Raw genomic sequence first — 12,335 nt, 5'->3', positions numbered from 1 at the left:
GTCCTGCCTCACTGCGTGTCCTGCCTTATTGCTTGTCCTGCCTTACTGCGTGCCTTGCTTGTTCTGCCTGTCCTGCTCCAAACCTGCCTCGTCCCAACCTGATAACACCGAGCCAGGTAAGAGCAGGATCAGTTCATGAACCACTCTTTCATGCGCGCCAGCAGACCCTTGAAATTACCGGTCTGCGCGGCGACCTTGCGGCCGCGGACACGTTGCATCCGTGCCTCGGCCAACAATCCCATCACGGTCGAGAAGCGCGGATTGCGCATCACGTCCGACAAACTGCCTTCATACTCCGGTACCGCGACGCGGACCGGCTTCAAGAACACATCTTCGGCCAGCTCGACGATGCCGGGCATCTGCGCCGTACCGCCGGTGAGCACCACGCCGGACGCCAGCAGGTCTTCGTAACCCGACTCGCGCACGACCTGCTGCACCAGCGAAAACAATTCCTCGACACGCGGCTCGATCACGGCGCCCAGTGCCTGGCGCTTCACCAGACGCGGCCCCCGATCGCCCAGGCCCGGCACATCCACGGCATCCTCAGGGCTTGCCAGCACCTGCTTGGCCACACCGTGACGCAACTTGATCTCTTCGGCATCGGGCGTCGGCGTGCGCAGCATCGCAGCGATGTCGTTGGTGATCTGGTCACCGGCAATCGGCAACACGGCGGTGTGACGAATGGCGCCGCCCGTGTAGATCGCAACGTCGGTCGTGCCGCCGCCGATATCGACCAGCACCACGCCGAGTTCTTTTTCATCGGCGGTGAGGCAAGCCAGGCTCGAGGCCAGCGGCTGCAGAATCAGGTCCTGCACTTCCAATCCGCAACGGCGCACGCACTTGACGATGTTCTGCGCGGCGCTGACCGCACCCGTCACGATATGCACGCGCACTTCAAGACGCAAGCCGCTCATGCCGATCGGTTCACGAATGTCTTCCTGGCCGTCGACGATGAATTCCTGCGTCAACACGTGCAGCACTTGTTGATCGGTTGGGATGTTCACCGCCTTCGCGGTTTCGATCACACGCGCAACGTCGGTCGCGGTCACTTCCTTGTCTTTAACGGCCACCATGCCGCTGGAATTAAAGCTGCGGATATGGCTGCCGGCGATACCGGTATACACGTCGCGAATCTTGCAATCGGCCATCAGCTCGGCTTCTTCGAGCGCACGCTGAATGGAGTTGACCGTGGTCTCGATATTGACGACCACGCCTTTGCGCATGCCGCGCGATTCGTGCTGGCCCAGGCCGAGCACCTCGAATCGGCCTTCCGGCAGGATTTCGGCGACGACGGCCACAACCTTGCTGGTTCCGATGTCCAGGGCAACGATCAGGTCTTTGATGTCACGGGTCATGGCGTTATCGTTTCTTCTGCGGAGAATGAATGGGTTTGGTCTTGGGTTCGGGCGGCGGCAATGGCGCGAGCGTCAATGCAAATCCGTTGGGATAACGCAAGTCTGCCTGCGTTACAACCCGTCCGTCGAGCTTGTTCGTGACTTGCGGCCAAAATTGTACGAATCGTTCGATGCGCGCACCAAAAGGCAACGCGCCGGGCAGCCCGTGCGGGTCCGGCGCATCCGCGCCCGGATCGCGTCCGAGGTCCAGCACCATGCCGTTGTTCAGCGTTGCGCGCCATGCGTAGCGCGCACTCAGATCGAGCTCGCGCACTTGCAGATCGAGTGGCGCAAACCAGCGCGCCAGCTCGGCGTAACGCTGCACCACCAACGACTCGGTGCCATCGGGCCCGGCGAAATGCGGCAAGTCCGATTCGTCGTCCAGCTCCCCGGTGTTCGCCGTAAACGACTCGCCCCAGGTATTGATCATTTCGTTTTCGTTCCACAGCGCCAGCGGCTGCTGTTCCTCGATGCGCACGCGCAGGATGTTGGGCCAGATGCGCCGCACCGTGGCATGCCGCACCCAGGGCACCGATTCGAACAGGGCGCGCGTCTCGTCCAGATTGATTGTGAAGAAGTTGCCCTTCACCTGCCCGGCAATCGCCGCGCGCACGGCACCCGGCGACACATACTTCAGGCTGCTGTCCGGCACCGGCTCCAGCTCGATCGCCGTCAGCGAAAAATACGGGCGCTGCGCGACCCAGGCCAAGCCCGCGGCGAGCATGGCCAGCACCGCCAGCACGGCGAGCGTGTTGGCGATACGGTTGATGGTGCGAGCGTCGTTCCACACAGAGCATCCTGACCTTACGCGATCCGCGCCGGGCTACGCACTTTCAGCGCAGCCTCGGACAAGATAGACAAACACAGGTCGGCATAACTCATCCCGACCGCTCGTGCCGCCATCGGTACGAGCGAGTGGCTCGTCATCCCGGGCGACGTATTCATTTCAAGCAACCACGGCCGGTTGTCGCGATCGAGGATGAAGTCGGCACGACCCCATCCCGCGCAATCCAGCGCGCGATACGCATCCACGGCAATCTGCTGCATCGATTCGGCCAACGCGGCCGGCAATTCGGCCGGGCAGTCGTAGCGCGTCTCGTCCGAAAAGTACTTGTGCTCGTAGTCATAGTTGCCGTCGGGCGCCACGATTTCGATCACCGGCAGCGCGCGCGCCTGGCGTCCTGTGCCCAGCACCGGAATCGTCATCTCGCGGCCCAGCACGAATTGTTCGGCCAGCACCACGCTATCGAACCGCGCGGCCTCGGCGTAAGCCGTCTTCATGTCGGAGTAGCCCACCACCTTCGTGATGCCGACCGTCGAGCCTTCATGCGGCGGCTTCAGAATCAGCGGCAATCCAAGGCGGTCCGGCACTGTGCGCAATTCGCTCGTCTCGTCCAGCGATTCGAAGGCCGGCGTAGGCAAGCCGACCTGCAACCACACACGCTTGGTCAGCACTTTATCCATCGCCACGGCCGAAGCCGTGGGACCGCTGCCCGTATAGGGAATTTCAAGCAATTCGAGCGCGCCTTGGAGCGTGCCGTCTTCGCCGTAACGGCCATGCAAGGCGATGAAGACGCGATCGAATCCGGCCGCAGCCAGGTCGGCCAGGCTTTTCACGCCGGTATCGAACAGGTGCGCATCCACGCCCTTGCTCAGCAGCGCTTCATGCACGCCGGTGCCCGACATCAGCGAGACCTCACGTTCGGCCGAGCGACCGCCGTACAACACGCCGACTTTGCCGAAATCGAATGTCATGCCCGTTCTCCAAGTTGCGCCGGGATGCGGCTGATCGAACCCGCCCCCATGAAAATCACCACATCGCCGTCGCGCACGAAATCGTCCAATGCGGCCGGCAGTTCATTCACTTCATTCACGAACACCGGCTCGATCTTGCCGGCCACGCGCACCGCGCGCGCCAGGGCCCGGCCGTCGGCGGCGACCAGCGGCGTTTCGCCAGCGGCATACACCTCGGTCAACAGCACCGCGTCGGCCGAACTGAGCACGCGCACGAAATCTTCGAAGCAGTCCCGCGTGCGGGTATAGCGATGCGGCTGAAACGCCAGCACCACACGCCGCTCGGGCCATGCGCCCCGTGCAGCCGCCAGGGTTGCCGCCATCTCGACCGGGTGATGACCGTAGTCGTCGATCACGGTGTACGTGCCGCCACCTCGGCGGGCCGGCACCGCAAAGTCACCCACTTGCGTGAAGCGTCGGCCCACGCCATTGAACGAGGCCAGTGCCTGGCAAATCGCCTCATCGGCCACACCCAGTTCGGAGGCCACGGCGATGGCGGCGAGTGCGTTGCGCACGTTGTGCAGACCCGGCAAGGCCAGCTCCACATCCAGCGGGGGCAACACCACGTCGCGATCGCGGCGATCGACCTTGAAACGCATGGTGGTGCCATGCGCCACCACATCGTGGCCGTAGATCTGTGCGTCAGGCGTCAGGCCGTAAGTCGTGATGGGACGCGAGACGAACGGCATGATTTCGCGCACGTTCGCGTCGTCCAGGCACAGCACGGCGCTGCCGTAGAACGGCAGCTTCTGCGTGAACTCGATGAACGCGCTCTTCAGGCGCGCCACGTCATGGCCGTAGGTATCCATGTGATCGGCGTCAATATTGGTCACGACGGCCATCACCGGCAGCAGATTCAGGAAGGAGGCGTCCGACTCGTCGGCTTCGACCACGATGTAATCGCCCTGCCCCAGGCGCGCATTAGCGCCGGCCGAATTCAGGCGGCCGCCGATTACGAACGTGGGGTCCAGGCCGCCGCCGGCAAGAATGCTGGCGATCAGGCTGGTGGTCGTGGTTTTGCCGTGCGTACCCGCCACGGCAATCCCGCGCTTCAAACGCATCAATTCGGCCAGCATGATCGCGCGCGGCACAACGGGAATGCGCGCCGCACGCGCGGCGATCACTTCGGGGTTGTCGCCGGCCACGGCCGTCGACGTCACGATGGCGTCGGCGCCTTTCACATTGGCCGCGTCGTGCCCGATGTGCACCTGCGCGCCACGCTCGGCCAGATGACGCGTCACGGCCGATGCGTTCAGGTCCGACCCGCTGATGGCATAGCCGAGATTGAGCAGCACTTCGGCGATGCCGCTCATGCCCGATCCGCCGATGCCGACGAAATGAATGTGTTGGATGCGATGCTTCATGACACTTTGCCCGCGGCGTGCTCGCACACGTCGGCGATATCGGTGGCCGCGTCGGGGCGCGCGTAATGGCGCGCACGCTCGGCGACGGCGAGTAATTCGGAACGGCGCATCCCGCGGAGCACATCCGCCAGCGCCGTAGGATCGAGCGTCGATTGCTTGAACAACCACGCCGCGTCGTGATCCGCCAGATAGCGCGCATTGGCGGTCTGGTGATCGTCGATGGCATGCGGCAGCGGCACAAAGAGTGCGGCCACGCCCGCTGCGGCGATTTCGGCGACCGTCATGGCGCCGGCGCGGCAGATCACCAGATCGGCAGCGCCCAGTTCGACGGCCATGTCGTCGATGAACGCGCGGCATTTGGCAGCCACACCGGCTTGCGCATAGCGCGCGCGCAAGGCGTCGATATGCTTTTCGCCGGCCTGGTGCACGATCGTCGGTCGCGCGTCGGACGGCAACAAGGCCATCGCTTGCGGCACCAGGGTATTGAGCGCCTCGGCGCCGAGGCTACCGCCCACGACCAGCACGCGCAGCGCACCGGTGCGCGTTGCGTAGCGTTCGGCCGGCGACGGCAGGGCGCGCACGTCGGCACGCACGGGATTGCCCAGATGGCGCGCGCCCGGCAACGCGTTCGGAAAGCCCGTCAACACATTGCCCGCGATACGCGCCAGTGCCCGATTGGCCGTACCGGCAATCGCGTTCTGTTCGTGCACCACCAGCGGAATCCCACGCAGGCGCGCCATGGCGCCACCCGGAAATGCGACGTAACCGCCCATACCCAGCACCACATCGGGCGCATGCTCGCCCAGGCGGCGCCAAGCCTGCAGGCAGGCTCGCGAAAGCAGGAACGGCAATTTCAGCAATGCGGCGGCGCCCTTGCCGCGCAAGCCGGCAAAGCGCAGCGGAATCAACGGCAGCCCACGCGCCGGCACCAGACGGCCTTCCATGCGGTCGGGGTTGCCCAACCACAGCACCCGCCAGCCGCGCGCGGTCAATACTTCAGCCACGGCCAGGCCCGGCATGATATGCCCGCCAGTGCCGCCCGCCATGATCATGATCGTGCGGCCGGTCATACGCGGCCTCCACGCATCAGCACGCGATTTTCGTAATCCACACGCAGCAACACGGCCAGCGCGCACAGGTTCATCACGATGCCCGAACCGCCGTAGCTCATCAGCGGCAACGTCAGACCTTTGGTGGGCAACAGGCCCAGGCACACACCCATATTGATGAAGGCCTGCACGCCGAACCACATGGCCACGCCGTTGGCGACCAGGCCACTGAACGTGCGCTCCATGGCGATCGCCTGGCGACCGATCTCAAAGCCGCGCGACACCACGATGGCGAACAACGTCACCACCGCAAACACGCCAACGAAACCGAGTTCTTCACCCACGACCGCCATCAGGAAGTCGGTGTGCGCTTCGGGGAGGTAATGCAACTTTTCCACACTCGCGCCCAGTCCGACGCCGAACCACTCGCCGCGGCCCAGCGCGATCAGCGAATGCGACAACTGATAAGCGCTGCCATAGGCATTGGCGTCGTTCCACGGATCGAGGTAGGCGAACAGGCGCGCGCGGCGCCACGGCGAAATCCAGATCAGCACGAAGAAGGTGGTCAGCATCATGCCCAGCAACGCGCTGAAGTACGCGCCGTTGATGCCGCCGATGAAGATGATGCCGATGGCGATGGCCACGATCACCATGAAGGCACCCAGGTCGGGCTCGAGCAACAGCAGCATGCCGACCGCGCACAGCGCGAACGCCATGGGCAGGAAGCCGCGTGCAAAATTCTGCATGTGCTCTTGCTTACGCACCGTGTAATCGGCGGCGTAAAGCAATGCGGCGAGCTTCATCAACTCCGAGGGCTGGAAATTCAGCGGACCCAGCGGAATCCAGCGGTGCGCACCGTTCACTTCGCGTCCGATACCGGGCACGAGCACGGCGGCCAGAAGAAACATCGCAAACGCAAACAGCGGAATCGCGCAACGCTGCCACACGCGCGTCGGGATCGTGTAGCACACAGCTGCGCCCACCAGACCGATCGCCAGAAAGGCGCCGTGGCGGATCACGAAATAGTATTTGCCGTAGGACGCGTAGCGCGGACCGTCGGCCAGGCCGATCGAGGCCGAGTACACCATCAGCGCACCCAGCAGCAGCAGGGTCGAGACGGCCAGCACCAGCGCCAGATCGTAGTTGCGCATCTTCGTGCGGCCAGGCCGCACGGCATTGAGACTGCCCGTGAGTTCGGTGAACAGACTCATGCGATCTCTCCGTGATCCAGCGCCAACGCGCTCACGGCGTCGATAAACGTTTGGCCGCGATGCGGATAGTTGCGAAACATATCCATGCTTGCGCAGGCCGGCGACAGCAACACGGCATCGCCGGCTTGCGCCGCCGCCATCGCCGCCGTCACGGCAGCATCCAGCGTGTCGGCATACACCAGCGGCACGCCCGTGGACGCGAGCACGTCGCCGATCAAGCGGGCATCCTGCCCAATCAGCACCACCGTGCGCGCGTGTTGCGCCACCACCGGTTCGAGCGGCGAAAAGTCCTGGCCTTTGCCCAAACCGCCGGCGATCAAAACGACCTGTTGACCCAGGCCTTCCAGTGCCGCGACCGTGGCACCCACGTTGGTGCCTTTGCTGTCATTGATGAAATCCACACCCTGGATCGTGCGCACAAACTGGGCGCGATGCGGCTCGCCGGCATACTCGCGCACCGCGCGCAGCATGGGGCCCCAGCCGATGTCCAGCGCACGGCCCAGCGCCAGCGCCGCCAGCACGTTGGTGGCGTTGTGCAACCCGCGCAGCGGCATGGCATCGACCGGCATCAGCCGCGACACGCGGCCTGCGGCGCGCACGGGCGGCGGTGCATTCTTCTTGCGGCGCACAGGTGCCGGCATGTCATCGAACTCAGTACTTTCGGCGGCAACCAGCCAAGCCACACCATTGCCCGTTTCGAGACCTAAGTCACCCACGAGCGGCGGCAGATCGCGGCCGAAACTACGTACGTTCAGCGCGGCGGCATCCGCCACCATACCCATCACGGCCGCGTCGTCGCGATTGACAATGGCGACTTTGGCTTGCGTGAAAATCCGGGCTTTGGCGCGCGTGTAGGCGGCCATATCACCGTGCCAGTCGAGATGATCCTGGGTCACGTTGAGCACAACCGCAGCATCGGCCACGAGGCTGGTCGTCGTTTCCAGCTGGAAGCTCGACAGCTCGATCACCCACACGGCGGGCAAATCGTTTTCATCCAGCGCGTCGATCAAGGCGCTCAGCGCGGCCGGGCTGATGTTGCCCGCAGCGCGCGCCCGCAGCCCGCCCGCTTCCACCATTTGGCGCGTCAACGCCGTGACGGTGGTTTTGCCGTTCGTGCCGGTGACGGCAAGCACGCGCGGCCGATATTCCTGCTGCTCGGCCAATTGCGCCAAGGCGCGCGCAAAGAGCTCGATTTCGCCGACGACTTCGATGCCCTCGGCCTTGGCCTGCGCCAGAATCGCCACGACTTCCGGCGCGGTCGGCGCCAGGCCCGGGCTCAATACGACCTGCGTCACACCGGCCAGCAACCCCGTGTCGAACGGCGACGCACCCAAAGCAAACGTCACGGCCTCAGCGCCGGGCAACGCGCGAATGGTGTCGACACCGGCGGGCTGCGCACGGGTATCGGCCACCGTCACGCGCACGCCTTCGCGCACGCACCAGCGCGCAGCGGCCACACCGGTCTCTCCCAATCCGAGGATCAAGGCGTGCGGGGCAGCAACGTGGGTGACAGCCGTATCGTTCATCGCAGTTTCAATGTGGAAAGACCGATAAGCACCAGCATCATGCTGATGATCCAGAAGCGCACGACGACCTGGGTTTCCTTCCAGCCGCCCACTTCGAAATGGTGATGCAGCGGCGCCATGCGGAAAATCCGGCGCCCCTGGCCGTAACGGCGCTTGGTGTACTTGAACCACGTCACCTGGATCATTACTGACAACGTCTCGACGACGAACACGCCGCCCATGATGAAAAGCACGATTTCCTGGCGCGCGATCACGGCGATCGTGCCCAACGCGCCTCCCAGGGCGAGCGCCCCGACGTCGCCCATGAACACTTGCGCCGGATAGGCGTTGAACCAGAGAAACGCCAGGCCCGCGCCGGCCAGCGCCGCGCACAGCACGATCAACTCGGAGGCGCCCGGGATGTATGGAAACAGCAGGTATTTCGAATAGTCGGCGCGGCCCACCACATAGGCGAAGATACCCAGTGCCGTCCCCACCATGACCGTGGGCATGATCGCCAAACCATCGAGGCCATCGGTAAGGTTGACGGCGTTGCTGGTGCCCACGATCACGACCCAGGTCAAGGCCACGAAACCGAACACGCCCAGCGGATAGCTGACCGTCTTGAAGAACGGCACGATCAAGTCGGCACGCGTCGGCAACGGCATGGTGAAGCCGCTCATCACCCAGTCGCGAAACAAGGGCCAAAGTTCGGTGTTGGCCGGCGCCGACACGGCAAACGCCAGATAAACCGCCGCCACCAGGCCGATGGTGGCCTGCCAGAAGAACTTCTTGCGTGCGGGCATACCCTCCGGATCGCGATACACCACCTTGCGGTAGTCATCCATCCAGCCGATGCCACCAAAACCGAAGGTGACCAGCAGTACGACCCAGACGAAGCGATTGCTCCAGTCGGCCCACAGAATGGTGCTGAAACCGATCGAGATCAGGATCAACGCGCCACCCATCGTGGGCGTGCCAGTCTTGACCAGATGCGTTTCGGGGCCGTAGGCACGCACGGCTTGGCCGATCTTCAATTCGGTGAGTTTGCGGATCACATGGGGGCCGGCGATCAGCCCAAGCAACAAGGCCGTGGCGCACGCGAACACCGCGCGCAACGTGATGTATTCGAACACCGCAAAGCTGCGGAAGTCGTCGGACAGCAATCGGGCGATTTCAAGCAGCATGCGTATCTCCCCGCGGCGCGGCCGAATTGTTGTTCTTATCCGAAAGACCCATCACTACCCGTTCCATGCGCATGAAGCGCGACCCTTTGACCAATACGCTACGGGCCTTGACGACACGCAACGCATCCAAAATTTCTGCCACATCGGCGCATGCCCGGCCGGCTTGCCCGAATGCTTCCACCGAGGCCGGTGTGGCCTGGCCCAAGGTGTAGAGTGCATCGATGCCCTGCTCGCGGGCATATGCGCCCACTTCGCGATGCATTTCAGGACCGTTGTCGCCCACTTCGCCCATGTCGCCCAACACCAGTACACGCGGTTGCGGCAAGTGAGCCAGCACATCGATCGCGGCCCGCACCGAATCCGGATTGGCGTTATAGCTGTCGTCGATCAAAAGCGAACCGTCATCCATCTGGCGCTTTTGCATGCGGCCGGCAACGGCGCTGAAGTTCTCGAGGGCGACCACGATGGCCGACAACGGCGCACCTGCCGCCTGACCTGCCGCAGCCGCCGCCAGCGCATTGCGCAGGTTGTGGGCACCCGGCACCGGCAACCGCAGATCGGCGCTACCGGCAGGCGTCACGAGGCGAAAACGGGTGGCGACGTCTTCGGCATGAATGGCTTCGGCACGCACGGCCACATCGCCGCGCAGTCCGAACGTGATGTGCCGGCGCGTACCCACGATCTCGGCCCATACACCTGCATGGGCGTCGTCGCCGGGATAGACGGCAACGCCATCGGCCGGCAAGGCGGCAAAGGCCTCGCCGTTCTCACGCGCAACGGCTTGCACCGAATGCATGAATTCCTGATGTTCGCGCTGCGCGTTGGTCATCACGGCCACCTGCGCTTGCGCCATATCGGCCAGCGCCGCCATCTCGCCGGGATGATTCATCCCCAGCTCGATCACGGCGGCACGATGCCGATCCGTCAGGCGCAACAGCGTCAACGGCACGCCGATATCGTTATTGAAGTTGCCGGCCGTGGCCAGGCGATTGTCCTCACCCAGCCAACTGGCCAGGATCGCAGCAATCATTTCCTTGGTGGTCGTCTTGCCATTGCTGCCGCTCACCGTGATCACCGGCAGATCGTAGCGCTCGCGCCAGGCGCGGCCCATGCGCATCAGTGCCGGCCCTGTGGGACCGACCACGATCTGTTGCAGCGTGCAACCGGCCCGACGTTCGGCCACCACTGCCGCGCAGGCGCCGGCATCTTGCGCGACCGACAAATAATCATGACCGTCGAACGACGGCCCGGTCAGCGCCACGAACAATTCGTTTTCGCCGATGCGGCGGGTATCGGTCGACACCCCGCGCACCGCCGGCAGCAGCAGCGCCAGGCGGGCCCATTCGCGGTCGTCGAACGGCGTCTTGCGCCCCTCGGCTTCCTGATAGGTTTCATGGCCCTTGCCCGCGAGCAGCACCACGTCTTCATTCATCGCGTGCCAGACGCTGGTCATGATGGCGACCGCACGATCGGCCACAACGCGGTGTTGTACGTCCGCGGCGACCATGCCGGCCACGATCTGCGCCATGATGGCATCCGGCGATTCGCTGCGCGGGTTGTCGCTCGTCACCGTCACGCCATCGGCATGACGCTGTGCCACAGCGCCCATCTCCGGACGCTTGCCCGGATCGCGATCGCCACCGCAACCGAAGACGCAGATCAGACGCCCGCCGCGCGCTTCGGCCACCGGGCGCAACGCGATCAACGCGCGTGCCAAGGCATCCGGCGTGTGGGCATAATCGACCACAATCAACGGCCCACGGACCGCACCCGCCGGCACCGCCACCGTTTGCAGGCGGCCATCCACGGGCTCGACACTGGCGATGGCGCGCGCGATCGCCGCCAACGGCCAGCCAAGACGCGTCAATACACCCGCGACCAACAACAGATTCGACACATTGTGCGCACCCAGCAGCGGCGTCACGATCTGCGCTTCGCCGCCGGATCCCACCAGGGTGAACACCTGACCTTGCGCGGTGGCCTGCACCTCGCGCGCCGCGATCGTGGCACGATCGGCGTATTCGGGCGCGGCGCCAAAACCCAGGACGATGTCCGCAGGCAACGTATCGGCAAGACGGCGGCCGGCTTCGTCGTCCAGATTCACGACGGCGGCGGAGACGCCCGGCAGTGCAAACAACAACGCTTTGGCGCGTTCGTACGCGGCCATGTCGCCGTGGTAATCGAGATGGTCGCGCGTGAGATTGGTAAACGCCGCAATACCCACTCGCACGCCATCCAGACGGCCTTGCACCATGCCGATCGAGGACGCCTCGAGCGCAACCGCTTCGGCGCCCGCTGCGCGCAACGTGGCGAGCAGACGGTGCATCGACAGCACGTCGGGTGTGGTGAGCTCGCCGGCCAATTGCGTGCCGTCCGGCAAGGTCGTGCCCAGCGTACCCATGATGCCGCAAGGCTTGCCGACATGATTGAGCGACTGGGCCACCCAGTGCGCAGTCGACGTTTTACCGTTCGTGCCCGTGACGGCAATCACCGAGATCGCGGCAGACGGCTGGCCATACCAGGCGTCGCCCAGTGCGCCCAGCGCGGCGCGCAGGCCAGGCACGGCCAGGTGGGGCACGCCCTCGGCGTCGGTCTGGTCGGCGATGTCACCGCCCTCGGTCTCGACCACGACAGCGGCCGCGCCGCGCGTCAACGCGTCGGCGATAAAGCTGCGGCCGGCTTGGGTGCCGCCCTGGCAAGCAAAGAACACGTCGCCCGCCTGCACGGCGCGCGAATCCAGACGCAAGTCCGCAGTGGCCGCCACATGCGTGCGCAACCATTTCATGATGGCGCCTGCCGGCGCCATCGCATTCAGATCCGCGGCCATCGCG

9 protein-coding genes are annotated in these 12,335 nt (G+C 64.7%); all 9 read right to left on the bottom strand.

The window, feature by feature from the left end:
• Positions 1–128: 128 nt before the first annotated feature.
• From ftsA to murF, 9 genes are read right to left on the bottom strand one after another with little or no spacing between them, the layout of a single operon-like run.
• A complete protein-coding gene (gene ftsA / locus EYW45_RS06885) occupies positions 129–1,355 on the bottom strand; it encodes a cell division protein FtsA (protein WP_161134664.1) in 1,227 nt (408 codons plus the stop codon).
• Between the two features lie 4 nt (positions 1,356–1,359).
• The gene (locus tag EYW45_RS06880; RefSeq protein ID WP_161134663.1) at positions 1,360–2,184 is read right to left on the bottom strand and encodes a cell division protein FtsQ/DivIB; all 825 of its coding nucleotides are present in this window, start codon (positions 2,182–2,184) and stop codon (positions 1,360–1,362) included.
• A gap of 14 nt (positions 2,185–2,198) precedes the next feature.
• A complete protein-coding gene (locus EYW45_RS06875) occupies positions 2,199–3,149 on the bottom strand; it encodes a D-alanine--D-alanine ligase (protein ID WP_161134662.1) in 951 nt (316 codons plus the stop codon).
• Positions 3,146–4,552, bottom strand: coding sequence for a UDP-N-acetylmuramate--L-alanine ligase (gene murC, locus EYW45_RS06870; RefSeq protein ID WP_161134661.1), 1,407 nt, complete (start codon positions 4,550–4,552; stop codon positions 3,146–3,148). Before murC ends, EYW45_RS06875 begins: the two co-directional genes overlap by 4 nt.
• Entirely contained in the window at positions 4,549–5,622 is a 1,074-nt protein-coding gene (murG, locus tag EYW45_RS06865; RefSeq protein WP_161134660.1) for an undecaprenyldiphospho-muramoylpentapeptide beta-N-acetylglucosaminyltransferase, read from the bottom strand. The genes murC and murG overlap by 4 nt, the downstream gene beginning before the upstream one ends.
• Complete coding sequence (gene ftsW, locus EYW45_RS06860) at positions 5,619–6,812, bottom strand: putative lipid II flippase FtsW (RefSeq protein WP_161134659.1); 1,194 nt, start codon at positions 6,810–6,812, stop codon at positions 5,619–5,621. Before ftsW ends, murG begins: the two co-directional genes overlap by 4 nt.
• Positions 6,809–8,338 carry a UDP-N-acetylmuramoyl-L-alanine--D-glutamate ligase gene (gene murD / locus EYW45_RS06855; protein ID WP_161134658.1) on the bottom strand — a complete coding sequence of 510 codons (1,530 nt, stop codon included), beginning with the start codon at positions 8,336–8,338 and terminating at the stop codon, positions 6,809–6,811. The genes ftsW and murD overlap by 4 nt, the downstream gene beginning before the upstream one ends.
• Complete coding sequence (gene mraY / locus EYW45_RS06850) at positions 8,335–9,504, bottom strand: phospho-N-acetylmuramoyl-pentapeptide-transferase (protein WP_161134657.1); 1,170 nt, start codon at positions 9,502–9,504, stop codon at positions 8,335–8,337. The genes murD and mraY overlap by 4 nt, the downstream gene beginning before the upstream one ends.
• Entirely contained in the window at positions 9,494–12,331 is a 2,838-nt protein-coding gene (gene murF, locus EYW45_RS06845; protein WP_161135359.1) for a bifunctional UDP-N-acetylmuramoyl-L-alanyl-D-glutamate--2,6-diaminopimelate ligase MurE/UDP-N-acetylmuramoyl-tripeptide--D-alanyl-D-alanine ligase MurF, read from the bottom strand. Before murF ends, mraY begins: the two co-directional genes overlap by 11 nt.
• Positions 12,332–12,335: the final 4 nt, after the last annotated feature.

The organism is Schauerella aestuarii (assembly GCF_009866805.1).
Lineage (GTDB): Bacteria > Pseudomonadota > Gammaproteobacteria > Burkholderiales > Burkholderiaceae_B > Schauerella > Schauerella aestuarii.
The sequence above is the reverse complement of the archived record's forward strand: the minus strand, read 5'-3'. Positions and strand labels throughout refer to the sequence as shown.

Coding starts and splice junctions, on each gene's coding strand:
- murD (WP_161134658.1), bottom strand. CDS start 8,338: ATGAACGATACGGCTGTCACCCACGTTGCTGCCCCGCACGCCTTGATC.
- murC (WP_161134661.1), bottom strand. CDS start 4,552: ATGAAGCATCGCATCCAACACATTCATTTCGTCGGCATCGGCGGATCG.
- murG (WP_161134660.1), bottom strand. CDS start 5,622: ATGACCGGCCGCACGATCATGATCATGGCGGGCGGCACTGGCGGGCAT.
- EYW45_RS06875 (WP_161134662.1), bottom strand. CDS start 3,149: ATGACATTCGATTTCGGCAAAGTCGGCGTGTTGTACGGCGGTCGCTCG.
- murF (WP_161135359.1), bottom strand. CDS start 12,331: ATGGCCGCGGATCTGAATGCGATGGCGCCGGCAGGCGCCATCATGAAA.
- ftsA (WP_161134664.1), bottom strand. CDS start 1,355: ATGACCCGTGACATCAAAGACCTGATCGTTGCCCTGGACATCGGAACC.
- mraY (WP_161134657.1), bottom strand. CDS start 9,504: ATGCTGCTTGAAATCGCCCGATTGCTGTCCGACGACTTCCGCAGCTTT.
- ftsW (WP_161134659.1), bottom strand. CDS start 6,812: ATGAGTCTGTTCACCGAACTCACGGGCAGTCTCAATGCCGTGCGGCCT.